Source organism: Nostoc sp. DedQUE09 (assembly GCF_034530915.1).
GTDB lineage: Bacteria > Cyanobacteriota > Cyanobacteriia > Cyanobacteriales > Nostocaceae > Nostoc.
On sequence record NZ_JAVRCE010000018.1, the window covers coordinates 96,055 to 120,091 of the forward strand.

Annotated in this window: 21 protein-coding genes and 1 pseudogene; 12 read left to right on the forward strand and 10 right to left on the reverse strand. The window is 41.4% G+C overall.

Translation table 11 applies throughout. The annotated features are described in order from the left end of the window. Positions 1-883: pseudogene (locus RMY27_RS14315) on the reverse strand (hypothetical protein); the annotation flags it as partial. Positions 884-1,486: 603 nt separating this feature from the next. Here RMY27_RS14315 and RMY27_RS14320 point away from each other — a divergent pair. After that, positions 1,487-1,684, forward strand: a complete 198-nt coding sequence (locus tag RMY27_RS14320; RefSeq protein ID WP_094348028.1) for a hypothetical protein — start codon at positions 1,487-1,489, stop codon at positions 1,682-1,684. Positions 1,685-1,765: 81 nt separating this feature from the next. Then, positions 1,766-2,242 carry a Tic20 family protein gene (locus RMY27_RS14325; protein WP_094348027.1) on the forward strand — a complete coding sequence of 159 codons (477 nt, stop codon included), beginning with the start codon at positions 1,766-1,768 and terminating at the stop codon, positions 2,240-2,242. 3 nt (positions 2,243-2,245) lie between these two features. Here the strand turns inward: RMY27_RS14325 and RMY27_RS14330 are convergent, their stop codons facing one another. Further along, a complete protein-coding gene (locus RMY27_RS14330) occupies positions 2,246-3,019 on the reverse strand; it encodes a fumarylacetoacetate hydrolase family protein (protein ID WP_322664199.1) in 774 nt (257 codons plus the stop codon). 380 nt (positions 3,020-3,399) lie between these two features. Between RMY27_RS14330 and rpsF the strand changes: the two genes are divergently transcribed. Together rpsF and RMY27_RS14340 are read left to right on the forward strand one after the other, a co-directional pair. Next, positions 3,400-3,759: a 30S ribosomal protein S6 gene (gene rpsF, locus RMY27_RS14335; RefSeq protein WP_322664201.1), complete on the forward strand. Its 360-nt coding sequence runs from the start codon at positions 3,400-3,402 to the stop codon at positions 3,757-3,759. 207 nt (positions 3,760-3,966) lie between these two features. Further along, positions 3,967-4,527: an Npun_F5560 family protein gene (locus tag RMY27_RS14340; RefSeq protein ID WP_194042165.1), complete on the forward strand. Its 561-nt coding sequence runs from the start codon at positions 3,967-3,969 to the stop codon at positions 4,525-4,527. Between the two features lie 483 nt (positions 4,528-5,010). Here RMY27_RS14340 and RMY27_RS14345 read toward each other — a convergent pair whose 3' ends face one another. Next, complete coding sequence (locus RMY27_RS14345) at positions 5,011-5,364, reverse strand: STAS domain-containing protein (protein ID WP_094348023.1); 354 nt, start codon at positions 5,362-5,364, stop codon at positions 5,011-5,013. 489 nt (positions 5,365-5,853) lie between these two features. Between RMY27_RS14345 and RMY27_RS14350 the strand changes: the two genes are divergently transcribed. Beyond that, the gene (locus RMY27_RS14350) at positions 5,854-6,483 is read left to right on the forward strand and encodes a DedA family protein (RefSeq protein ID WP_322664204.1); all 630 of its coding nucleotides are present in this window, start codon (positions 5,854-5,856) and stop codon (positions 6,481-6,483) included. 121 nt (positions 6,484-6,604) lie between these two features. Here RMY27_RS14350 and RMY27_RS14355 read toward each other — a convergent pair whose 3' ends face one another. Together RMY27_RS14355 and RMY27_RS14360 are read right to left on the reverse strand one after the other, a co-directional pair. After that, positions 6,605-7,807, reverse strand: coding sequence for an argininosuccinate synthase (locus tag RMY27_RS14355; RefSeq protein WP_322664206.1), 1,203 nt, complete (start codon positions 7,805-7,807; stop codon positions 6,605-6,607). 588 nt (positions 7,808-8,395) lie between these two features. Next, positions 8,396-9,157, reverse strand: a complete 762-nt coding sequence (locus RMY27_RS14360) for a PEP-CTERM sorting domain-containing protein (RefSeq protein ID WP_322664208.1) — start codon at positions 9,155-9,157, stop codon at positions 8,396-8,398. A 495-nt stretch (positions 9,158-9,652) separates the two neighbouring features. Here RMY27_RS14360 and RMY27_RS14365 point away from each other — a divergent pair, with 495 nt between their 5' ends. The 4 genes from RMY27_RS14365 (at position 9,653) to RMY27_RS14380 (ending at position 14,588) form a co-directional block, all read left to right on the forward strand. Next, positions 9,653-10,852 (forward strand): anhydro-N-acetylmuramic acid kinase, encoded by a 1,200-nt coding sequence (locus RMY27_RS14365; RefSeq protein WP_322664210.1) that lies wholly within the window; start codon positions 9,653-9,655, stop codon positions 10,850-10,852. 121 nt (positions 10,853-10,973) lie between these two features. Beyond that, on the forward strand, positions 10,974-11,420 hold the full coding sequence (locus RMY27_RS14370) for a hypothetical protein (protein WP_322664212.1): 447 nt from the start codon (positions 10,974-10,976) through the stop codon (positions 11,418-11,420). A 226-nt stretch (positions 11,421-11,646) separates the two neighbouring features. Then, complete coding sequence (locus RMY27_RS14375) at positions 11,647-12,660, forward strand: glycosyltransferase family 2 protein (protein ID WP_322664214.1); 1,014 nt, start codon at positions 11,647-11,649, stop codon at positions 12,658-12,660. Between the two features lie 374 nt (positions 12,661-13,034). After that, entirely contained in the window at positions 13,035-14,588 is a 1,554-nt protein-coding gene (locus tag RMY27_RS14380) for a serine/threonine-protein kinase (RefSeq protein WP_322664215.1), read from the forward strand. A gap of 458 nt (positions 14,589-15,046) precedes the next feature. On the opposite strand, the gene RMY27_RS14385 is transcribed toward RMY27_RS14380, so the two are convergent. The 4 genes from RMY27_RS14385 to RMY27_RS14400 all read right to left on the reverse strand — a co-directional run bounded on the left by RMY27_RS14385 (position 15,047) and on the right by RMY27_RS14400 (position 18,850). Further along, complete coding sequence (locus RMY27_RS14385; RefSeq protein WP_041565841.1) at positions 15,047-15,244, reverse strand: NblA/ycf18 family protein; 198 nt, start codon at positions 15,242-15,244, stop codon at positions 15,047-15,049. A gap of 682 nt (positions 15,245-15,926) precedes the next feature. Next, a complete protein-coding gene (locus tag RMY27_RS14390) occupies positions 15,927-16,664 on the reverse strand; it encodes a Stp1/IreP family PP2C-type Ser/Thr phosphatase (RefSeq protein ID WP_099101680.1) in 738 nt (245 codons plus the stop codon). A 16-nt stretch (positions 16,665-16,680) separates the two neighbouring features. Beyond that, positions 16,681-18,366 (reverse strand): AarF/ABC1/UbiB kinase family protein, encoded by a 1,686-nt coding sequence (locus RMY27_RS14395; RefSeq protein WP_322664218.1) that lies wholly within the window; start codon positions 18,364-18,366, stop codon positions 16,681-16,683. A gap of 157 nt (positions 18,367-18,523) precedes the next feature. Then, positions 18,524-18,850, reverse strand: coding sequence for a DUF6825 family protein (locus tag RMY27_RS14400; protein WP_322664220.1), 327 nt, complete (start codon positions 18,848-18,850; stop codon positions 18,524-18,526). A gap of 133 nt (positions 18,851-18,983) precedes the next feature. Here RMY27_RS14400 and RMY27_RS14405 point away from each other — a divergent pair, with 133 nt between their 5' ends. Together RMY27_RS14405 and RMY27_RS14410 are read left to right on the forward strand one after the other, a co-directional pair. Then, positions 18,984-20,621, forward strand: coding sequence for a hypothetical protein (locus tag RMY27_RS14405; protein ID WP_322664222.1), 1,638 nt, complete (start codon positions 18,984-18,986; stop codon positions 20,619-20,621). Positions 20,622-20,632: 11 nt separating this feature from the next. Further along, on the forward strand, positions 20,633-21,097 hold the full coding sequence (locus RMY27_RS14410; RefSeq protein WP_322664224.1) for a hypothetical protein: 465 nt from the start codon (positions 20,633-20,635) through the stop codon (positions 21,095-21,097). Between the two features lie 175 nt (positions 21,098-21,272). Here the strand turns inward: RMY27_RS14410 and abc-f are convergent, their stop codons facing one another. Beyond that, positions 21,273-22,886 carry a ribosomal protection-like ABC-F family protein gene (gene abc-f, locus RMY27_RS14415; RefSeq protein WP_322664226.1) on the reverse strand — a complete coding sequence of 538 codons (1,614 nt, stop codon included), beginning with the start codon at positions 22,884-22,886 and terminating at the stop codon, positions 21,273-21,275. Between the two features lie 447 nt (positions 22,887-23,333). On the opposite strand from abc-f, the gene RMY27_RS14420 reads away from it, so the two are divergent. Continuing rightward, a complete protein-coding gene (locus RMY27_RS14420) occupies positions 23,334-24,035 on the forward strand; it encodes a Uma2 family endonuclease (protein ID WP_322664228.1) in 702 nt (233 codons plus the stop codon). The last annotated feature ends 2 nt before the right edge of the window (positions 24,036-24,037 follow it).

Below are 24,037 nucleotides of genomic sequence, written 5' to 3' on the forward strand. Positions count from 1 at the left end.
CAACAGTGAGGTTGCCGTTTGTAGTAATTGCCAGTCCTTCAGAAACTGCGATCGCATTATCTAGCTCAATTGCAGTTTCTACTGGGGCATTAGATTCCAAGTTCTCTTCATCTGACGCAACAGTGAGGTTGCCGTTTGTAGTAATTGCCAGTCCTTCAGAAACTGCGATCGCTCGATCTAGCTCAATTGCAGTTTCTACTGGGGCATTAGATTCCAAGTTCTCTTCATCTGACGCAACAGTGAGGTTGCCGTTTGTAGTAATTGCCAGTCCTTCAGAAACTGCGATCGCTCGATCTAGCTCAATTGCAGTTTCTACTGGGGCATTAGATTCCAAGTTCTCTTCATCTGACGCAACAGTGAGGTTGCCGTTTGTAGTAATTGCCAGTCCTTCAGAAACTGCGATCGCTTTCTCAAATGTAAATAACGTAATTGCAGTTTCTGCTGGGGCATGAGATACCAAGTTTTCAGAAACAGTATCTAGGCGATCATCGGGTGAACTCGATCCTAAATTTTTCCTCGGCTCTCTCTCTGCTAACAACGAAAAGACTTGCACTTGTACGCTGTATTGCCAAGATTTACCAAGCAGATCCGACATCAAATCGCCGGAACACCGCAACTCCCAAACTCCCGGTTGGAAGTAGGTAAAAGGAATTACCGCCATTATGCCTTCTGAATTAGTGCGACGCGATCGCTTGAAAATTCGCCGCGTTGGTTGAACTTCCTCAGTTGAAGAGTGAGTTACCCGCACTTCCACATCTGTATTAAGAAGGTTAGAACGAGCCAAAACTCTATACTGTCCTTCCAAAATTTCCAAATTTGGCGATTCTAGGATATGCCACGAGCGAGCGCCTTGTTTCTGTATCAGAAATTGCCAGTGTTCCATTGTAAGTGATGCCCAGACCGACGAGCCGCTGAGTAATATTGTGTATTAACTTGCTTGCAAGTTTACCTCAGTATTTTAGAAATGCCTCACTTAAATGGCTATCAAGTTAACTCAATTTTACTGACTTGACTTCTCACCCTTTAACTACTCACCTTAAGGGAATTTCAATAAGTCGCCGTGTTGCTTGTGCATAAAGGTTTTGTTGCTTTCTGAATATTAAGTTTGACATATCCTAGTGCTAAATTAACAGGGATGCAATGGATACCGTTAGTTGTCTTTGCTCAACTTAGTGCAAAAATTTTTGTATTATTTTTTACTAAAATTCCCATTTTGCAATAGACACAACGTACAATAAATTTAAATTCACTTGAGAATTGTTATTGAATTGTAATTGCCCACATTTTTGCTGCAAAGAAGTAGGATGTGGTTCTTAAGTGTCCTCTGCGATCGCCCAAGTTAGGCGCAAAGCGAGATTGCAAATTACAACACTTAACCACGCAAAACGCATCCAATCTATCTGAAGTGGCTCTTTGAAGCGCTACAAAACACGTCTTCCCCGGAGTGAAATGTGGGTTGACAATGAGGATTTACAGGAGGGATTCGATGCTAGTCATTTTAATGGACGAGCAAATCCTTGCCCCTGAGCAAGTTTGCCAGTCTTGTTTACTCGCTGACGGGAGCGGTCAACCCCGTTGGCGTGGGGGTCAACTGCGCTGTGGCCAAGCCATTCGCAAACTTACTCAACAACAGCCAGACCAGTATGAGTGCATGATGGGCTTTCGCATCGCCCATATAGAATAGTTGAATTTATCAGCAAGACCTAGCAACTGCGTTATCCTAAGCTCAAGTAACTATTAAAATTTAACCACAGGAGAACGCATAATGTCTTGGCGCGGGTCTACAACAGTTTCAGATCGGATTTTTGCTTCCTTGCCTTATTTGCTTCCTCTAATTGAAGTTTTTGTATTTGGTAGATATTTGCTCTCAGAGTTTCCACCATTACAACTACTGTTTCTGCCGCTTCTGCCATTGTTGAGAATTTACTACGGCGTGCGTTATGCAGGAATGATTATTTTCTTTGCTTTATTTTTGCTGGTAGTAAGAAACGAAAAAATTAGTCACTTTATTCGTTTCAACACCATGCAAGCAATCCTTTTGGACATCATTATCTTTTTGTTTAGCATCCTAACTGATGTTGTAGGACTAGTTCCCTCCGGTGGTTTTGCAATCCAAACCCTATCCACAACCATTTTTATCGGCATCGTGGGAGCAGTCGCATATTCAGTCATCCAGTCTGTGAGCGGACGTTATGCAGAAATTCCAGCGATTTCCGATGCAGTGTATATGCAAGTGCGTTAGAAGTTAACGGGACGCTACGGTGTTTTCCAGGCGACCGATACCTTCAATTTCTACGCGGACGCGATCGCCTGGATGCAAAGCACTTACACCCTCCGGCGTACCTGTAAGCACCAAATCACCAGGGAGTAGCGTCATCACCTGACTGATATAGGAAACTAAAACATCGGGGGAAAATACCATCTGATCGATACAGGCAGATTGGGCTGGATTAGCGTCGTCATTTACAAAAGTCTGCAATCTTGCTCCTGGATTTAATTCCCGGACAATCCAAGGCCCCAAGGGACAAAAAGTATCAAAACCTTTGGCTCGCGTCCATTGACCATCTTGTTTTTGTAAATCCCGCGCTGTTACGTCATTGGCGATGGTGTAGCCCCAAATTTTGGTTTGGGCTACCTCTGGCGTACATTCAAAGGCATAATCGCCAATCACTAAAGCTAACTCTCCTTCGTAGTCAACTCTATGTGACTGGGGAGGATACTTAATTTCCCTCTCAGATGGAATAATCGACGTAGGTGGCTTAAGAAAGATTAATGGCTCAGAAGGTACTGGAGTTCCCATTTCTGCTGCATGATCTGCATAATTCTTACCCACCGCCACAATTTTGGAGGGAGCGCAGGGAGCCAGAATTTGGTAATTTTCTGGTGTCAAAGTTAAATCAGTGGGTTGTCCATGTAACCAGGGTGGAGCATCTAGCACCTGCACATTCAGGGATAGCTGTAGTAACCCATAGTAAATCTGTCCTTCTGGATTTTGAATTCGCACGTAGCGCTGCGCCATAATCTTGATGAATATCCTTTTTTCTGCGATTAGAAGCTGTGATCAGGTAGCAATCGTCAGTTAGCTGTTTAGCCAACCGATTGAGCCTTGAGCAAAAAAGCGATCGCTATAAGATGCCCTTAAAGAAAGGTACCCCTTAGCGAAGCTGATAGCTCGATCGATCTTGTGAAAGAAATATCGGGGTTGCCTCCCAACCTAGTTTTGATTAGGGACATCCAAAAAATCCAAACTTAGGCGATTTGGCTAATGATTCAAATTGAAAACTGGTAAGATTATAGTTCCTTGTTGCTTCAGATGTTGATTAATACTGGAATTTTGAATAAAATTTAGGTATAAATTAATATCAGCAGCCACTTTTGTCCACGAGGAAACTGAAAAATATGACCACAAATTACGAAACAATGTACATTCTCCGTCCTGACCTCGGAGAGGAACAGGTAGAGCAAGCAGTTACAAAATATCAGAATTTGCTTCGCGATCAAGGCGCCCAGGAGATCCAAATTCAAAATCGTGGTAAGCGCCGTCTGGCTTACGAAATCAAAAAACACCGGGATGGTATCTACATCCAATTAAACTACAGTGCGCCTGCAACTGCGATCGCCCCCTTTGAACGCGCCATGCGTTTGAGTGAAGAAGTGATTCGCTATTTAACAATTAAGCAGGACATTGAAGAAGAAAAACCCCCTAAAGAGGAAAAAGAAAAGCCCACTAAGGTAGCTGCAACACCTGCAACAGTCTAAGAGACTGAGGATTGGGGACTAGCTAGTAACTAGAGACTAGGGAAGAAACTAAATGTCTAATCCCTACTCCCATTCAATAAAATTTTGTCTTTTTCTTTTTTCGTGACTTCTTTGGGAATGCTAAATTAACAAATACTTGCCAAAGGTAGTACTCCCGCAGTTATACCTAAAAGTGGACAAGATTCTGAATGGGAGCTTTAAGCTACTGTGAGCCAATCTGATACACCTAATATTCAAGTTCTCTCGACGGAAGTATCGCAGCTACGCCAGGAGTTGCAACTTCGCGATCAATTAGTGCAACAACTATCTCAAGAACTCTTCCGGCTGGTAAAGGGTAACACTAGTTTTATGCCCCAGCAGCCGGAATTTGAGCGCGATCTGACCCAGTTACACGCTTTACAAGAACAACTCCAAGCTGTAGAACAGCAGGTGGCGTTCTACCAAGAGCAAATTACAACTCGTGACTCCGAAATTTATCAATTGCGACAGTCAGTTCAAGAACTTACCGATCGCACTCGGATGTTGGAGCAAGTAGTACAAGAGTTGCCTCAAATTTACCGTCGGAAGTTTGAGGAGCGGATGACGCCAGTGAGAGAAAAGGTAGCAATGCTACAACGGGAAAACCGCCAACTGCAAGCAGAACTGCAAAGTGTGAGTTACCGTTTAGCACTCAAAACTCGCAATGCTAGTCACAGCGGTATTGATTTACCAAATTTTCCCCGCCCAGCATCCGAACAAACTAATATTTCGACTCCCCAGAATGCCTAAAGTTACCATTATGGTGGAATCTAAGAGGTAAGAAATTGGTGCATAAAAGCGTCTTGGAGGCATCCAAGTAGTAGCTCAAGGCAAAAATAACTATAGAGTTAGAAATAACGTAAAAGCTGATATTCTAACCTTCTTACCTCCTGCTTCCTTTCACTAGTTACGCAGTATATAAAACAATTAGTTTAGAGTAATTTGAAAAACCCTGTCTTTAAAAGGCTGGGGAGTATCACAAACAGTTGCATTTGCTTTGACCAATTTTAGTCATTTCTGAACTTTACTGCTTTAGGTAGATGATTATCCAATAAGCAGATTCATTCATCTGTAATTTATACTGCCTAGCTCAAAGCCATGAGTTTCCCTCAACATTCTTCTCTAGACAAGAAAGAATATCAGCCTGCTAGCACCAGACTGTTATTTTAAAAGAATGTGAAAAAATGCAAATATTGCTTGACTCCGCCATCCTTCTATAGGTAGATTTATTAGTTAGTCTGCTAGCACCAGACTGTTATCTTTGACGGTGGTAAAAATATCTTGGTAAGTGTGAAAAATTTCAAACACTGTATCGAGTTGGGTAAGTTCCAAAATCAACCGTACAGGAGCTTGTACATTGCATAGAACCAAGCGGCAACCACTCTGACGTGCAGCTTTTAAGCCTTTTACTAAAGGAACTAATCCAGAGCTGTCCATGAAGTTAACTTCTGCTAGGTCGATGACCCAGAGTTGATAAGCTTGAGGGACGACTCCAGCCATCTGTTCGCTTAAAGCCTTACCACCTTCCAAGTCTATGCTTCCTTGGGGTTTAAACAAAATCACTTGAAGTTCTTGTGTGAAAGCCATGAATTTAACAGGGTAATTGGAACACTTGACAAAAAATTGAAAAAGACATCAATACATCTTCTCTTTCAACGACAGTGAAATGACTCTTTTACCCAGATATTTGGGCAATTGCAGTCATACGGTTGAAAGAGCTTATTTCAGTATTCATGTCGTATAATTTGTGATAACTTTCATCAATATAGGCATAAGCGCCTAACAATTTCGGTATCAACCGTATCTTTTACAAAATTTTCACAATTTAAACGGATATTTATAAATTTTCTATAAAATTTTTAATCTTTTTTTAATAAATTATGAATATGTGGTAGTGATTACAAAAATTGTATAATTAACAGTGAAAAGTCAACAATTACCATAGACTAAAATCTATGGATTAGTCAGTATTAAACTAATGACTTAATGACTCTATGTATTAATTTGATTGACACCCCACCCAAAAACAAGCAAAGATATAGTAAAAGTAAAAATTTGTAAAGACGGCGGTGCGGAATGTCTTTAGAGCTGATTTCACTAGAAAATATCCAGGAAGTTGCTCATAATTACGGGTATTGGGCGATTTTTTTCGGAATTTTGCTAGAAAATTTAGGCATTCCCCTTCCTGGTGAAACCGTGACCTTAGTGGGCGGGTTTTTAGCTGGCAGCGATGAACTAAATTTCTGGCTGGTTCTCGGTGACGCAATCATGGGCGCTGTTATTGGTGGCACTTGTGGCTATTGGATTGGTAGAGTTAGCGGTTGGGCTTTTCTAGTAAAAGTTGGCAGCATATTTCGGATTTCTGAAGTGCGTCTGCTGAGTATTAAAGACCAATTTAGTCAAAATGCTGCTAAAGCGGTGTTTTTTGGGCGTTTTTTGGCATTGTTACGAGTTTTTGCTGCACCACTAGCTGGTATAGCTGAAATGCCCTTTGGAAAATTCTTTTTATACAACTTGCTAGGAGCAGTTGCTTGGGCTAGTTTGATGGTGACATTAGCTTTTTTTGCTGGCAAAATTGTCTCTTTAGAACAATTGGTTGCTTGGGTGGGTCAATTTGCGATCGCAGCGTTACTAATCCTCGCTGGTTTAATTATTGTGCCCCTGTGGCTGGAATCTCGCCAGGTTAAAGGTGCAGCAGAAGAGTAGTCAAGCATAAACTAAGTGAGAAGTGAGGAGTGAGGAGTGAAGAGTAAAGTAAAAAGTGAATTTTTTTAACTTTTACTTTTGTATTTTGCTTTTTTAACTCTTAACTCCTAACTCCTAACTCTTAACCCCTAATCTGCTTTGACCAAATGCGAGTCGGTAGTCCCCAAACGTATATAAAGCCTTCAGCGGCTTTATGGTCAAATTTATCTTCGGCTCCGTAGGTTGCCAAATCGGGGGTATAGAGGGAATTATCGCTCGAACGCCCAACTATCGTAGAGTTGCCTTTGAACAACTTGACTCGCACAGTTCCAGAGACTTGCTCTTGTGTCTTTTGAATAAAGGCATCAAGTGCAACTTTGAGTGGACTGTACCATAAACCGTTGTAAACTATTTGGCTGTAAGTTTCTTCAATCCCACGCTTGTAATGGGTAACATCTGCCGTTAAAGTCAAGCTTTCTAAATCTCTATGTGCCTGAATTAGCACCAACATCGCAGGTGATTCGTAGATTTCCCGCGATTTGATCCCCACCAGACGGTTTTCAATCATATCGATCCGTCCGATGCCGTGATTTCCTACTGCCTGATTGAGTTCTTCAATTAGCTCAACAGGCTTTTTGGGTATGCCGTTGAGGGTTGTGGGGATACCACCGTGGAAACCAATTTCGATGTACTCTGGCTCGTTGGGAGTGTGAACGATCGCTTTGGTCATCTCATAAATTTCTTCTGGTGGCTCAAATAACGGATCTTCGAGTAAACCAGCTTCAATACTACGACCAAGCAAATTCTTGTCAATACTATAGGGGGAAGATTTTTTGACTGGTGAAGGAATACCAAACTTTTCCCCATAAGCGATCGTTTCCTCACGACTCATTCCCCATTCTCTGGCTGGTGCGAGGATCTTCAGGTTGGGGTTTAAGGCGGTGACAGAGACATCAAAGCGAACCTGATCGTTGCCTTTGCCGGTGCAACCGTGAGCGATCGCATCAGCACCATATTTTTCGGCTGTTTCTACTAATACCTTGGCAATCAGTGGACGAGCCAGGGCAGTTCCTAGAGGATAACGATTTTCATAAAGGGCGTTGGCTTGAATCGCTCCAAAGGCGTAATCTTTGACGAAGCTGTCTTTGACATCCGCCACCAGGGATTCACTTGCACCCGATTTCAAAGCTTTTTCTCTGATTGGCTCTAATTCATCTCCCTGACCTAAGTCTGCTGCTAGGGTAATTACCTCTTCCACACCCCACTCCTGTTTCAGGTAGGGGATGCAAACTGAGGTATCCACTCCGCCAGAATATGCCAGGACAACCTTTTTGGCGCGACCCATTAATTTCTCCAGTTAGGACAACAAAGAATGAGTCATTATTATATCTAAACTAATCCATGTATATTTTATTCATGCAACAACCTATAGCAGAAGTTAGGAGCCAGAATTACAGTTCACTCTCAATACAGTTCGGTTAAGGTTTAAGCAGTATTGAGTAGACCTGCCTTGAAAATAGAGGCTGAAACAACGCAAAATCGTTCCAAGATCATTTTCATTGTTCCTTGTGAGCGCAGCTCATGGAGTCTCTTGCACAAATGTAAAATTTACCTTCATCCCCCAACCCCTTCTCCCAATTTTGCGACAATGGGGAGCCAATTTCAAAGTCCCTCTCCCAAGCTTGGGAGAGGGATTTAGGGTGAGGGCTTTTGATTCATGCAAAAAGTCTAGTTAAAGAAAATTTTTTTCAGCTTGCTACGCGTAGCATTGAGCGTAGAAGAAGGCTTGATTATAAATGGCAAAAAAATTAGGGCAAGTTTACCTAAGTAAGCTCACCCTGATTTGTATTTAATATGAACTGAGTTGTGAAATGCTTGTACAGGCTAAAATGTAGAGTGTAGACAAAATCTTACTGAGCTAAGATTGATGTATTTAATGCGATTGCCTAACACTTTGCAACTTCTCGTTCTTGCGCTTGCGTAGAAAGATACCACCTACAGCCAGCATACCTAATGTAATACTAGGCTCAGGAACAGACTTGGGGTCAAAACCAGTAAATTTGTCAGTTCCTAGATGGAAAGAATGGTTGTCACTTTCAAATCCACCACCACCTGTTTGGGTAATGACAATCTTGTTGAAAATATCGTTTTTACTATCTGAATAGAAGTGAAGGTAGCCATTGCCTTCACCACCATGCTGTGAGGCACGAATTGGAGCAACTGGGTTCACATCCTCAGTTGTAAATGATTTGATCAGAGTGTTGCCATTGTAAAAGGAAAAAACGTTACCAGAACTGATAGCTCCCCAGTCAATACCGAAATAATTGAGGGAACTTGCAAGGTTAATTGTGACTTTATCGCCGTTGAAAACTGCCAAATACTTACCATTATTGACCTCACCATTTGCCCCAGCAGGTGCCCATACATCTGACCTTACACTGCTGGTTCCACTGTTGTTCTCAAATGAGTATTTAGCAAAACCAGTGGTTGGTGCTTGACCATTATTGAAGTTAACAGTTGTCGTACCGGGAAGTTGAGTAAACTCAGAAAAAGCACCTTGGTCAGTTTCTCCATTAGGGCCTGCAATGCCAGTGGTTATTTGGAAGGAAATAGCCTGGGCAGAACCTGCATAGATAAATGAGGAGATTGCAGATAGAGATAGAGCAGCGATACAAGCAATTTTTGTAAGATACATAATTTTGAAATTTTGTATTTTTAATTTTTGAAAAGCTCGTTGTCCGACTTGGAATCATTATGTAGTGCCTTGTAGAATAAAAAATAGGATGAAAATACTGGATTTCTAGTTATTTGAAAATTTCTAGATTAGGTCAATATTTTGCTTTCTTTTTAAACACCAGTAAGTAGTTTCACTTGCCTAAAATGTTGATATATCAGCTATTCTTTGTGGAAAAATAAAAAATTTGTAAAATTAACTCTTATATATCAAGAATTTGTATCTTCGGATGTTGTCCTGATTAAGGTTTAATCAAGATAATAAACAAAACTGTTTGAAATTATTTGTTTGCTAATAAAAATAAATAGACTCGTGGTCATTACTATTGGTTTTGACATTCTTCCCTGGCTCTATTTACTTTTACTTTTGTAGTCAACTATGCAACCTGAGTGTTTTGACATAGCTAGTAACATGAATTAAACTAAACTCTTGCAATCAACAAAAGAATCTCGATCAATGCATCCAACTGAAAAAGCTGTTGTCCCTACTCGCGTTATTGGTTTAATTAGTGGCACATCCGTAGATGGCATAGACACTGCGTTAGTAGAGATTTCCGGCACAGAATTGGATCTCAAAGTTGAGTTGGTAGCTGGGGCAACATATCCCTATCCAGCCGAACTCAGAGAAAGAATATTAGCAGTTGGTGCAGGCGTTGCCATCTCAATGGCAGAATTAGCAGAAATAGATGATGCGATCGCTCAAGTCTTTGCCCAAGCCGCCCAAAATATTCAGATTGGTCATCAGCCAGCCACTCTCATTGGCTCCCACGGTCAGACGGTTTATCATCGACCACCTGCGGATAGGGGAATAGGGAAGAAAAGCACTGCCTACTCCCCACTAGGTTACAGTCTTCAACTAGGGCGCGGTGCATTAATTGCGCATCTTACGAACATTGCAACTGTGAGCAATTTCCGTGTTGCTGATATTGCTATTGGTGGTCATGGTGCGCCTCTCGTGCCTAGAGTCGATGCTTATTTACTCAGTCATCCCCAGGAGGGGCGTTGTATTCAAAACATTGGTGGTATTGGCAATGTTGCTTATATTCCGCCTCGGTATGGTGACTGGCTCTCAAAAATTCGTGGTTGGGATACTGGCCCAGGAAATAGTCTGTTGGATCTTGCGGTGGAGCATTTAAGCGCTGGTGCTAAAACTTATGATGAAGATGGCAATTGGGCAGCAAGTGGTACTCCTTGCCATCAATTAGTAGAACAATGGCTCAACCAAGACTACTTTCATCTACCGCCACCCAAATCTACTGGACGCGAATTATTTGGTGTGACTTACTTGCATCAGTGTTTAAAAGATGCTCAAGCATACCAACTCAATCCTGCTGACGTACTAGCAACTCTCACAGAACTTACAGCTGCTTCAATTTTTCATAGTTACCACACTTTTTTGCCAGAAATGCCACAACGAGTACTATTATGTGGTGGTGGTAGTCGCAATCTTTATTTGAAACAAAGGTTACAGTTGTTGTTAGGATCAATACCAGTCTCGACAACAGATGAAGTCGGCTTGAGTGCAGATTTTAAAGAAGCGATCGCTTTCGCAGTTTTAGCCTACTGGCGACATTTGGGTATTCCTGGCAACTTACCTACAGCCACAGGTGCACCTCAAGAAGTACTTTTGGGAGAAATTCACCAAGGTCAATCCTGAGTCAAGAACAATAAACAAGATAAAAAATTTCTTGCATTCTTCACTCGCAACTCAGCACTCGTAACTTAGCACTGCTATAACTGTAGTTTTGGCAGCACTCGAGCAAGACAGGGAATAAAAGGTGGCTCATACTTTTTTATTGGAACCAGGACGCTGGGCAATGGAAGGAAATTGGCTGGAACGTAATGGTATGCCAATTAGCGTCAAGGGTATGACCTTGGTCGCTTGGAATCGAGATAATTGGTTCACTATGGCCACAAAACTGATATTTCCAGGTAGCGATCGCTCTGAAATTTCTCTGCAATATAAGGGGCGGTTGCATGATGGAGAGCGTCAGTATACTTTTTTACTACAACATAATATTTTGGGGCAGGTTGAAGGCGAAGGCTGGATTGGTCTGGATACTATCGTACAGCGTTACTGGGTACTAGGCGATCGTCAGCGTCGTAGTGGCTTTGAAACCCTACACCGAATTTCGCAAGATACATATTACCTCAGTAGTGGTCTCTTGGCTGGTCATTTTTTAACTAACACAATGGAAGCTAGCCTAGAGAGGCAGTCAACTTAAAGGCAGTGTTGCCTCACCACTTTGCTGTTCTTCTAAGCCAAAAACCGCCGTTCAAAAAACTCTGGCAACGCACTGGTTTACCAACGCCTAATATCTCCTACCCAACTTTAACCACTCATCGTTTATTCTCACTGACCTACTGAGTTGTATAGTAATAAAGCAATGATCAAATTATGGTCAGGATTTTAGTATTTTACCTAAACATGTTAGTCAGGAGTTCAGTTTCGTGAATCCTAAAGTCTCCGTTATTATCCCTGCTTACAATACTGAAACTTATATTGGGAAGGCAATAGAGTCAGCCTTAGAGCAAACACTCACTGACATCGAAGTTATCATGGTCGATGATGGCTCAAGTGATAAAACTGTAGAAGTCGCTAAAAGTTTCACCGATCAACGTCTCAAAGTAATAGTTAATCAGCAAAATCTTGGAGCAGCGGCGGCACGTAATCGCGCCTTCAGAGCAGCCCAAGGAGAATGGATTGCTGTACTTGATTCAGATGATTGGTATGCTCCCGAAAGATTGGAAAAGCTGGTGTCTCTGGCAAATAAAACAAATGCAGACATGATTGCTGATGATATTCATTTGATCAAAGACGGTACAACATCTCCTTGGAGTACATTGATTCAAGAAAGTGGAGAACGTATAGATAAAATTCTCCAAATTGATATCGTTTATTTTGTAGAAACTGATGTCTTCGGGGAACCAGGACTACATCTTGGTCTAAGCAAGCCTCTATTCAAACGAGAATTCCTGATTAAGAACGGCATCGAGTACGATGAAGAAATTAGAATGGGTCAAGATTTTTGGATTGACATGAAATGCTTAATCAAAGGAGCTCGTTTTTTTATTGAACCAAAACCCTATTATTTCTACCGTTCACGCCCTGGTTCTCTTGTATATCAAAGCCAATTACCACGTCTAAATCAATACTGCAAAGCTACTAATTCTTTCATGCAACAAGACATTGTGAAAAAGAATCCTGCTCTAATGCGTGCTCTATCTTATAATCTTTCAGTCTATAAGAAAAATCTAGCTTATCTTCAAGTTGTAGAACCTATAAAACAAGGAAAATGGTTAACAGCATTCACAGAAATTAGGAAATATCCGGCTTTTTTTTATGATTTTATGTCCCGATTTAATAGGATTGTCGAACGTCGAATTCAATACTATGTGATGAATAATAAATCAAGTTTTGATATGTATCCTAACCAACAGAGAAAAAGAAAAACTACCTCTTAGACAATTACAGTTTTATCAATAAAAAATGTATCCTTACATAGTAATATTTAGCTGAAAGGTTAAAAAGATTGTTAGGTAATCAGAAAATGTTTTAAAAGTATTGGGCGAATATAATTCACTATTACACAAACAAAGCTTAACTCCGTGGACTAATGCGAATTTAAGGGTTTGTTAACCTACAAAGGCAGGTAAGGTTTCGTGTAGCCAAGCTAGTGCTGTCTTCTCCCAATACAAAGCAACGTCTTGTAGAGAAGAGGAGATGCCAAGAGTGATAGCGCATTAGTCAAAATTGGGCAAACTAAAACTACACCACAATTTTTCAATGCACTTGTCCTCCCAAACATTTACAACCTGCTTTTGGAGTCGAATTTTCTATGTCAGACCCCAACATTGGTCGCTTACTCAGCAAACGCTACCAACTCCAAGAGTTAATCGGTACTGGAGCAATGGGTCGGGTTTATCGTGCTAAAGATACATTGTTGGGAGGTGTACCTGTTGCGGTTAAGTTTCTGGCTCTCTCAATCCAAAATGAAAAGATGCGATTGCAAGACCGTTTTGAGCGAGAAGCCAAAACCTGTGCTTTACTAGGGCAAAAAAGTATTCATATTGTCCGAGTTATGGACTATGGCGTAGATGACAATAACACCCCGTTCTACGTTATGGAATACTTACAAGGACAAAGCCTGAACAATATTATTCGCAAGCAACGATTACCTTTAGCAAGATTCCTCAGTATGGCACGTCAACTCAGCCTGGGGTTACAGTGCGCCCATGACGGCATCCCGGTTGATGGCACTATTTGCCCAATTATTCATCGCGATATTAAGCCAAGCAATATGCTGGTGATTCAAGATCCCAGTTTTGGAGAATTGGTCAAAGTTCTAGATTTTGGTATTGCTAAGTTATTACAGTCAGATGGCGACCATACAAAATTTTATTTAGGTACATTGGCTTATTCTTCTCCCGAACAGATGGAGGGTAAGGAATTAGACAACCGTGCTGATATTTATAGTTTGGGCGTCATGATGTTTGAGATGCTCACAGGCAAAATGCCACTGGTGGCACCAACTCACTCTTTTGGTGCGTGGTATAAAACACATCACTATCAAAAACCACGTTCTTTTGCTGAGGCTGCGCCTGGATTAGAGCTACCAAAAGAAATTGAAAATTTGGTGATGAGTTGTCTAGCTAAAAGAGCATGCGATCGCCCCCAAAGTATTACTGAAATCCTCAGAGTTTTAGCATCTTTAGAAAAGCCTGAGCATACACGCAAAATTCAGCAAGCCAGCCATGCCCTAATTCCTACTATTACAGCTAGCACCGAGCTTGAACAAAAGACCAAAGGCGATTTGCGGGTATCATGGTCAAACGATGAAATCGCTCGTGCCATTTCTTGGCCGAAAAATAAACCAATTGCCGATATTGTGTTTCCCCAGCCCATTCATACCAATGGGGAGGTTTTACCAGCTTTGTGGGTGATGCTACCGCAAGAGGAAATTCAAAAACGTTTACTTTGTACACGCTATAACCAATTTCTTTTCATCTCTATCCCCCATCCCATGCTGCTATGGATTACTGTCATCTACAATCGCAAGCATGGCGCTAAATGGTTGCCTTATTACCTCGATCTCAAAACTAGCCTTGGTCAAGAAACTGCTCGGTTACTACAGCACACAGGTTACTATCGCCTCTTATTCTTTGCACGAGAAGCACCAAATCGCTGTACCCACATCTTACTTTCTAGCGTTGCTTCTGCCCAGCGGCAACGACTGCAAGAGTGGGTCGCAATGAGCAATACGTTGATTTCCTCTGCCGATCCGCAAATTAGTAAAAGTTTACTCAAAAATGAGTACGAAAAGATTAAGCCTCAGATTATAACAAAACTGGAAAGTATTGATACAGATTCTCCATATGATCTTTCGAGCTAGGCATAATTTCTTTATATTACGTGTTTTATAGGTGGTCGCTCCCAGAATGTAACGTTTTATAAACAAAAGATATATAAAGATGTAACTTCTAGTTATATGTATAAAGAGTGAAATCACTAGCTGCTAAAGCAGTGATGTCCAAATTATCTCTAAATCTTCCTGTGCAGATATTCCAGTGGATTGTCAATTTATGCAGGTGTGATTCCCCCGGTAGACAAAACAATAACAAGTTTGGCTAAAGCAAAGAACGGGTTTAGCGTGCAATGCTAAAGTTAGTCTAGACTCTACCAGATATGCCATAGACAATGTTTACTCATTCTTAGTTAATTTCCTGAATTGAACTTTTGCCCAATCTTGTGGAATGACTTATCGAAGTTGACGCCCCGACATCCCCAGCTCTTTTCCTCCTTGGAACCAAGCAAGAGAAGGAGGTCGCCCACTGCGACATTAGAAGGACTCTATGCCATAGTGGAACCGGAATCTAAGCCCCACTGGTGCTTAAGAAGCTCTTGATAAGTTGCCTCGCGCACGACCATTTGCTCATAGAGCTTGACTAAAAAATCTTTAGCTTGATCGTGGCTCATATTTTGCACCTGAGTAGCAAATGAGCAGATGCTGAATTGCTGTTCCAAGGATAGTTTCATTGGTTGATTCATAATTACTCCGAAAAAACAACGCGTAAAGGTGATATCGCTCACAGAAGTCCAAATGGGATAATATTTGGACTCATATCTGTCCAACATTTGTTCCTCCGTATTACGAAAGATAACAATTGTTTGACAGATTGCCCACATCCAAAGTGTGGACTTTTTCTGCTCTGATATCTTGCACCTAATCCTACTGATATACCACCCAAGTCAGCTGAACCATATTCCGGAAAATAAGCTCTATTAGTTCTTGGATAGGTATAACTACCTCCCTCACTCCTTGCTGCTTTGCACGAATCCCCTTTAAAGAAAATATTTAGTGCTATGCAGAACCCGTCTTAGTCTTTGTGTTTAAAAAGTCTAAGATGTTGTCTCTCCAAGCGTGGAAGAAGCTTCGGAGAACGGAAATTTTAAGGAGTTTGAGGAATTAATGGTAATAAGCGTGAATTATAGTCGCTTTACCTTATTACGTGCAAGATGTCAATTTCCCAATTTGTACAAATTTAGCCTCTTTGGGTCATTTTAGAGGCTAAAAATATTTGTATCAAATTGTAAAAAGGAAAAATGCTCACGCTGAACAAATTACTGAGTATATTTACCAGATTAGTTATTTGTCCTTTGTCATTTGTTTAAAGTTACTAAGCATCGACTAATGACCAATGATTAATGACTAATGACTAATGACTAATGACTAATGACTATTTTCTTCAAGCGAGACGATGACAACTGTGATGTTATCGTGCCCTCCATGCTCTTTGGCAGCCTCAACAAGAGAGATGGCGGCTTTATCTAACCAAGGACTATCTTGGAGGCAGTTAGCAATCTTCTGCTCGACAAGTTCTTCTGTAAGACCATCACTACATAACAGCAAGCGATCGCCAACTTTTACATCTAGTGGTTGCACATCAATTTGATGCAAGTCTTCGCGCCCCAAACAACGCGATAATACATGGCGAAACGGATGCAATCGTGCTTCATCTAAGGTGATGTCACCGATTTTGATTGCCCGCGCTACCCAAGTGTGGTCTTCCGTTACCTGTTCTAAGTGTGACTCTCGGAAGCGATACAGCCGCGAATCGCCAACATGAGCGCACCAAGGCGATTCTGGAGAGCGAAAAATCACTGCTACAACCGTTGTCCCCATGTCGGCGCGTTCGGGATGATTTTGTTGATCCTGCAAAATCGCTTCATTGGCGCCCCACAAAGCTTGCTCTAGCAATTCTTGAGAAGACTTAGAAGTTTCCCAATTTGCTACCAAATACGCTTGAATTTCTCCAGTGGCAATCCGACTTGCCTCCTCACCTCCAGCATGACCACCCATACCATCCGCAACAACGAAAAATCGTCCTTCTGGGTCTATATAGTAGGCATCCTGATTATTAGAACGAATAAGTCCCGGATCGCTAAAACCCGTGAAATTAAGTTTCATAATTTTTTTGCAACAATTAATACATACGATCGTAACGGTCGAGGCGTAAAAGTAATCGGATCATGATCGCTGAAAGCGCTGCTGCAATTAAACCAGGTAGCAGTGCTAACCATACATAATCCTTAACCACTAAAATAGTAGCTGAAAGCGTGAAACCGCTGATTAACAGAGCATAGCTTATTGAGAGCTGAATACTGCTCTGCCGCCGCAGCAGGCGTTCGGTTTCTATAGACCGAACGCGCAAGCGCATATCTCCCTGCTCTAGCTTCTCTAGTGTATCCTCTAATCTACGTGGGAGACCAAAGGCGGTACTACTTACCTGAGCTGCTTGACGACTTAATTCGTTCAGAAAGCTATTCCCCTCAGAACCATTCATATCGGTCATAAGTTGCATTGCATACGGTTTGGCAACTTCCATAAAGTTAAATTCGGGATCTAAGCCTTTACCTACCCCTTCTAAGGTAGAAAAGGCTCGCATCACAAAAGTGAAAGTTGCTGGAAATCTAAATGGCTGATTATAAGCTATTTCGTAAAGGTCGTCACTGATTGCCGCGACTGATTGGTTTTCAAAGGGCTTATCCATAAAATGATCGAGCATGTACTGCACGGAACGCCGTACTGGGCCCATATCATCGGTTGGGGCGATCGCACCTAAATCAATCAGAGACTGCACAACGCGATCGCCATCTTTTTGGGCAATACCAAATAGTGTTTGCATCAATCCTTCGCGGATGTTGGACTTAATCCGCCCCATCATCCCGAAATCGTAGAATATCAAAGCACCATTTGCACTAACGGCAATATTGCCTGGGTGAGGATCGGCGTGGAAAAAGCCATTATTGAGTAATTGTAGTAAGTAGGCTTGAGCGCCTTGACGAGCGATCGCCTTTCGATCCAAACCTGCTGCTTCTAAGGCTTCGTATTGGCTAATCTTAATTCCAGGGAGATATTCCAAAGTCAGGACTCTGGAAGTGGCATAACGCCAGTATACTCTTGGGACATTCACCCAATCATAGCCACGAAAGTTACGGCGAAAAGTATCGGCGTTACGGCCTTCGTTTAGATAATCAATTTCCTCCCAAAGAATGCGGCAACATTCTTCGTAAATACCCAACCAATCTCGCCCCCGTCCCCATTTGGGATGGTTTTGAAAGTAGCGGGTAATTCCTTTGAGAATCTGTAAATCTATTTCAAATAACTTCTTTAATCCAGGGCGTTGCACCTTGACAACAACTGATTCTCCGGTATGTAGTACAGCTTTGTGTACTTGCCCCAAGCTAGCAGCAGCTAAGGGAATCGGTTCAAAATTATGGAAGAGTTCAGGAATTTTCTTGCCTAGTTCTTTCTCAATGGTCGCTTCTACTTGCTCATAGCTAAATGCCGGTACTTTGTCTTGTAACTTGGCTAGTTCTTCTACATATTCAACAGGGAATATATCAGCACGGGTAGAAAACAATTGCCCAACTTTAATAAAGGTTGGGCCTAAATCCAGCAGGGTATTGCGAATCCAGACCGCTTGAATTTTGCGTCTTGCAGCTTGTTTTGCCTCAGTCACACCACCCGGATAACTCCAAGATTTGTTGTATAGCCAAAGTTTGAACAATAAGGTCAAGACAAAAGACCAAATGTCCACAAAACGCCGTCTGCTAGAGTATTTTTCCCGATTCCAACGGTATGCCTTCTCTGAATAACCTTGTTCCATATACTTTGTGTACCGTTGGTTTGCAACCGAATCCCTTGAAAGAAAAGACACTCTGATTCCTAAACTGTTTTTTTTGAAGTGTCATTTGTCCTTTGTCATTTGTCATTTGTGCATAATTTTTGACCAATGACCAATGACCAATGACCAATGACTAAATTTACGCAGAAGTTCTGCGATAATGTTGCAATTCTGTTCGTAACAGGGCAATCTCTGCTCGTAATTCATCAATATCTGCTTGCAAGTCACCGGAATCAGAACTGGCTTGTCCGCTACCTGTAGTAGTTGGGCCAGAATTAGCTGCTTCTGCTGACCGATTTGCCCGCTCTAGGACTTCTTCTGTAAACTGGCGTAACTGCTCTCTAGCTTCCGCATCAAATTTGCCCAGATCGCTCAAAGCATCGGTCAAGGCGACCTCTAAACGCTCATTAACTACTTCAGCTACTGCTCTGCCTACGAAAAAGGCTTGTACTAGTGGGTTACTCATAAATTTTTGTTACGTTGATCCGCAAGAGAATTATAACTTGCCTGTATGCTTTACGGCTTCTGCTGAGGAGTTAGAGATTTGGTGTTGCTGATGGCTAAATTGGTTGAGTAGAAAAAATCTTTGCTGGAATTCTATGAAATACGACAATCTTTGGGAAGGTACAAGAAGTAGCTATTGGTTGCCAGCATTTTCTCTTCCCTTACTCCACTGGGTAAAACCTTTTCTACCTTTTTTGGGATTACCGGATTTTATACTCAAGCAGCCGCTAATTTGGGAGCAAATTTATACTCAAGCAGCACTTGAGTATCAAACCGCAAGAGAAACGCAGGATTTGTCAGGGAAATACTATGACCAAGTTATCAAGCAAGTAGTAACAAAAGCTTTGCAAAATTTGGCAGCAGTAGCGGGACGAGATGTAGCGAGGGATTTTGAACGGTGGGTAATTGCTCATTTTTGCTGCCATGAACTGGAAATTGTTCTTAGGCGATGGCAATTACTTTTGGCTATTGCTTGTGAACCCCCAGGTTCCCGCCGAGATCAGGTTCCACCACCTGCTGTATTAGTGCCAATTTTGCCAGAAATTGCTGATTTTATTGGCTTTGATTGCCCTTTTAATATTCATTCCGAGGTGAGGACAGTCGCCCCACCTCCTGAATATGAACAAATTCCCTACGAAAGACTAGGAACTTGTTATGAAGCAACGATGCTAATTGGGGCGATTCAGATAGCTTTGACTATTAAAGCGTTAAAAGCGATCGCTTCTCAACTAAATGCAAAGGAACGCCAAAAGGTAGTGCAGTGGGCGCAATTGCAACATAAAGCTTTGAACCCTAGTGGATACAATCGAAAAGAGCTAGGTGGAGACAAGTATTTGCGAGTTGAACCGCCTTGTCAAGATGCACCATCTGTAATTGACGATCAACTTCCCGCCCAAATATATGCACCAAAAAAGAATACAGATTTGGCATCTCACTGGCAAAATTATGGTGATACTTGGTTGAAGGTTTTATCTTTACCCACTCTTCCTTGGGTGCAACCGTTTATAGAGTTAATGGGAGTGCCAAAACCCATATTAGATCAACCAGAAGTTTGGCAAAGAATTTATACAAATGCGCTAAATGAATACAAACAGCGACGACAGGAAGTAGAAAAGCAAGGTGAACTTCAGCGAGAGATTGTTACCAAGGCGCTGAAACAATTAGCAGCAGAAATGGGGCGGTATGTGGCGAGTGATTTCGAGCGCTGGGTGTGGGTTTACTTCCTAAATCACAAATTTGGCTCGATGTTGCGTCGCTGGGAAGTTATTTTGGGTTACGCTGCTTTTCCAAAAGAAGAAATGCTCAGTCAAGCACCTTTTTGTTTAGCTAGTGGTTGGAGTCATAACAAGTTTCCGCCCCCTGTGGCACTAGTCCCAATTTTGCCAGACATTAAAGAATTGGTTAGCAATAGAGGAGAACTAATACAACAAATTGAGGGTAATGCACCGCCACCAATTCCAGAAGAAGATTCATACGTGCGTCTGGGAATTTGTTATGAAGCAACGTTAATTTTGTGGGCGGTAAATCGAGAGTTGACAATCAAAGCACTACAAGCGATCGCTTCTCGGTTAAATGAGCAAGAGAGAAAGGAGGTGATAGCCTGGGCAAAAGTTGAAGATAAAGCTACTTGGGGTAAAGAATATTATTGGGCAACTATTGATTTGTATCAGACGGATTTAGATAAATTCTGTTTTGATATACCGTCGCTGCTTGACATTCTTCTTGAAAATTAATATTAACTTGTATGAAGCTAAAAAGCATTATTCAGGAATTACCAATTATTGAGAGTCAAGCTGACATAGATAAACTTTTTCCTGACATATACACTAATGCAATAGATATTGATGAAAGGGAAAAACGTTATCAAGAAAGGGCAACTGGTAAACAGGTACGTGTACTCGGTAAATATCAACAAACAAATACAAGCAAAGCCGCAAGCATAGACCCAAATTTACAACCTTGTTATGTAGGTATGGTTCATATAATTTTGGCGGATAGTGCAATATTACTTTACCCTTTTGGACATCCGTCTGGAATAAGATCATCTGATGAAATTGCCCAATTTGAACATAAACGAGTTGTTGTGGTAGGCAAATTTGTTCCCCACGCTGGCCCATATAACCCGAATCTACAAGGTTTAATAGGGCCATGTATGTTAACAGTCGAGTCGATTGTAAGACTTTATCCATCAAAAGCAATACTTTGCTAAAAAACCCCACTTCTATTCTTCTCCCCGAAAGGTCGAGAGGCTTTGAAACTCTTGAAACCGTTTTAATACAAGGTCAATATGGCTAGGGGGACTAAGTTTCTAAACTTGTGGTGTTAGCAATAATACTTTTAAAACATTCTCTCATTTATGCTACTTCGTTAAGAATGCGATCGCTTTATTGATTGTATTCCAGCAACTCTCGATAATATTGCTCTGGTGTACTTGGTAAATAAGTTGTCATTTGCAAAGTTTGTTCCCTCAACTTGAAGCCTTGGGTAATGTTAATCTGGCTGAGAAAATCTATATCGTGGGAAATTACCCAAAGCGCTCCTTGGTAATCATTGATACCTATTACTATTTGTTCAACAGTTTCAATATCTAGGTTATTAGTTGGTTCATCGAGAATCAGTAGATCGATTTCTGAGATACTAATCATAGCGATCGCTAATCTTGCTAATTCACCTCCACTCAATACAGAAGCGCTTTTGCGAACGTCATCATATTTAAAGAGAAAGTGTCCCAGTTGTTGACGTAAATGCTGATAGCTGAGATGAGGATTGGCAGCTTGCATATTTTCCAGAATTGTGTATTGGCGATTTACCAATTCATAGGTTTGATCAAGATATACAGCTTTCATCACTGGTGTGAGCAAAACTTCACCTGATTCTAAAAACGCTGTTTGGTTTTCCATTCCCAAAATTGCCTTTACCAGACTCGATTTACCAGAACCGTTTGCGCCGATAATGGCTATACGATCGCCAGATGATATATGCAGTTGAATATTTTCAATCAACAGACGTTCTGATACTTTAAGATTTGCACCCTGGATATTGATTAGATTTCGGTGCTTGTGATTTTTTTCTTGTAGCTGAATACTTGTTACTTTCGTAGTTTTGACTTTCGTCTCTGCAACCTTTTGATTAGCCTTTACTACTGCTGCTTCATGCTTCTTTTTCGCAGTTCCGCTAGACACCTCAGCTTTGGTTTTCATCAGTCCTGCTGCCATTCTATCAATACTACCATTCATAAACTTGGCGCGACCGTTGCGACTAGATTGGGCTGCGCGTTGCTGTTCTTGTATAGCTGTGGCTTGGGTACGTTTGAGTTCTTTTCTGGCAGTTTCGTGCGATCGCAACGCTACTTCTAACTCGATTTCTTTCTGTTCTCGATACAGAGAAAAGTTGCCTCCATATACTTTCAAACCAACAGATGTAAGTTCCCAGGTAACTTCTGTCACTTGATCTAAGAAAAAAGGCTTATGAGAGACAATTACATACGCGCCAGTGAAATTCAAAAGAAACTGTCTTAAGCTTTCTAATGCTTGCAAATCCATGTGATTGGTTGGCTCATCAAGTAACAGCAGGTTTGGTTCTTGAGCCAAACCGCTCGCCAAAAATAGTTTAGTAAGTTCTCCGCCACTCAAGTTAGCGATTGGTAAAGATAAGTCAAGTTTGGTGTGAAATTGTGTTTGCAAAACATCCTCAATCTTCCACCAGTCATCAGATATGGAAATCAAAAAATTAAGTACTGTATCTGCTGTAATTTTTTGTCTGATAGTGCTGGTTTGTGGCAAATAATAGACCATACCATGACGCAAAACGGAGCCTGTATTCGGGCTGATTTGACTTGCAAGTATCTTGAGTAGGGTTGATTTTCCTATTCCGTTGCGACCAACCAAAGCAATGCGATCGCCCGCGTCGATATTCACATGAACTCCTTGAAACAAAGTTCTATCTACGCTGAAGTCATAGGCTAAGTTCTCAGCTAACAATATTGATTTTTTCGGCATTTTTCTCAAACCTCAATTCCCAAACTTCCACCCGCGTGTTTCCAAAAATTACGGGTAGATTAGACACAAAAAAATTCAACCGCAGACACTTGTCAAACGGTTCTATATAAATACGATTAATGACAATATTTTTAGTGCATGACTATGTGAAGTAACCCTGTCAAACTAGTTGCGTTTATTCTTCGTTGACATTTGTTGCTTTGGTGCAACAGGTGTTTGGTACTACTTCATTTCTGCTATCTCGTTAGAGTTGTGATGAGGTTTGATATTGACTACAGTGTAGCACTAAGGTATTTCGGAAAGCGAAGATGCGATGTCCGACGACAAACCGCAAAGCGTCTACGCTTTTTTCTTCTCTGTGCTTTCTACGCCTCTGCGGTAGAATGCGATCGCCAACCATAACACTGCTAAAATCAATCCATAACTACTTGATGCCGTATCCATTCTATGATTATTGCTCAAGAATTACATTCTCAAGAAGGCATCTGTCAAGATGTTATATTCCCTCCTGGTGATTTATATAGCGATGAGCCTCCCTTGGAAAGCGAACTGCATTTACGGCAAATAATCCTACTTTTAACATGTCTGGAATGGTTGTGGCGAGATAGAAATGATTTCTATGCGGCGGGAAATCTGACTATCTACTACAGTCCCCGCCAACGCAAATCAGAATACTTTCGGGGGCCAGACTTTTTTGTCGTGCTGGGATGTGAACGTAAAACCCGTAAAAGTTGGGTAGTCTGGGAAGAAGATGGCAAATATCCGAATGTAATTTTAGAAATTTTGTCTGACTCAACAGCCAATACTGACAAAGATTTAAAGAAAAAAATCTATCAAGATACCTTCCGCACACCCGATTATTTTTGGTTCGACCCTTACACACAAGAATTTGCGGGATTTCATTTAGTAGATGGAGAATATCAACCTCTACAAGCAAGTGAACAAGGATATTTGTGGAGTCATCAGCTAGGGTTATATTTGGGAGTTTATGAAGGTTTATTGCGGTTTTTTACACGAGATGGGCAACTAGTACCAACACCGGAAGAAACGGCAGATCAGATACAAAAAAAGGCTGAACAAGCCGAACAAAAGGCTGAACGTTTAGCAGCAAAACTGCGAGAGTTAAATATCAATCCAGATACAATTTAGAC

Bases quoted from the DNA above. Each gene is read 5' to 3' on its own strand.
- RMY27_RS14365 (WP_322664210.1), top strand. From the start codon at position 9,653: ATGCATCCAACTGAAAAAGCTGTTGTCCCTACTCGCGTTATTGGTTTA.
- RMY27_RS14380 (WP_322664215.1), top strand. From the start codon at position 13,035: ATGTCAGACCCCAACATTGGTCGCTTACTCAGCAAACGCTACCAACTC.
- RMY27_RS14400 (WP_322664220.1), bottom strand. From the start codon at position 18,850: ATGAGTAACCCACTAGTACAAGCCTTTTTCGTAGGCAGAGCAGTAGCT.
- RMY27_RS14410 (WP_322664224.1), top strand. From the start codon at position 20,633: ATGAAGCTAAAAAGCATTATTCAGGAATTACCAATTATTGAGAGTCAA.
- RMY27_RS14390 (WP_099101680.1), bottom strand. From the start codon at position 16,664: ATGAAACTTAATTTCACGGGTTTTAGCGATCCGGGACTTATTCGTTCT.
- rpsF (WP_322664201.1), top strand. From the start codon at position 3,400: ATGACCACAAATTACGAAACAATGTACATTCTCCGTCCTGACCTCGGA.
- RMY27_RS14355 (WP_322664206.1), bottom strand. From the start codon at position 7,807: ATGGGTCGCGCCAAAAAGGTTGTCCTGGCATATTCTGGCGGAGTGGAT.
- RMY27_RS14420 (WP_322664228.1), top strand. From the start codon at position 23,334: ATGATTATTGCTCAAGAATTACATTCTCAAGAAGGCATCTGTCAAGAT.
- RMY27_RS14395 (WP_322664218.1), bottom strand. From the start codon at position 18,366: ATGGAACAAGGTTATTCAGAGAAGGCATACCGTTGGAATCGGGAAAAA.
- RMY27_RS14325 (WP_094348027.1), top strand. From the start codon at position 1,766: ATGTCTTGGCGCGGGTCTACAACAGTTTCAGATCGGATTTTTGCTTCC.
- RMY27_RS14330 (WP_322664199.1), bottom strand. From the start codon at position 3,019: ATGGCGCAGCGCTACGTGCGAATTCAAAATCCAGAAGGACAGATTTAC.
- RMY27_RS14360 (WP_322664208.1), bottom strand. From the start codon at position 9,157: ATGTATCTTACAAAAATTGCTTGTATCGCTGCTCTATCTCTATCTGCA.
- RMY27_RS14350 (WP_322664204.1), top strand. From the start codon at position 5,854: ATGTCTTTAGAGCTGATTTCACTAGAAAATATCCAGGAAGTTGCTCAT.
- RMY27_RS14320 (WP_094348028.1), top strand. From the start codon at position 1,487: ATGCTAGTCATTTTAATGGACGAGCAAATCCTTGCCCCTGAGCAAGTT.
- abc-f (WP_322664226.1), bottom strand. From the start codon at position 22,886: ATGCCGAAAAAATCAATATTGTTAGCTGAGAACTTAGCCTATGACTTC.
- RMY27_RS14385 (WP_041565841.1), bottom strand. From the start codon at position 15,244: ATGAATCAACCAATGAAACTATCCTTGGAACAGCAATTCAGCATCTGC.
- RMY27_RS14345 (WP_094348023.1), bottom strand. From the start codon at position 5,364: ATGGCTTTCACACAAGAACTTCAAGTGATTTTGTTTAAACCCCAAGGA.
- RMY27_RS14405 (WP_322664222.1), top strand. From the start codon at position 18,984: ATGAAATACGACAATCTTTGGGAAGGTACAAGAAGTAGCTATTGGTTG.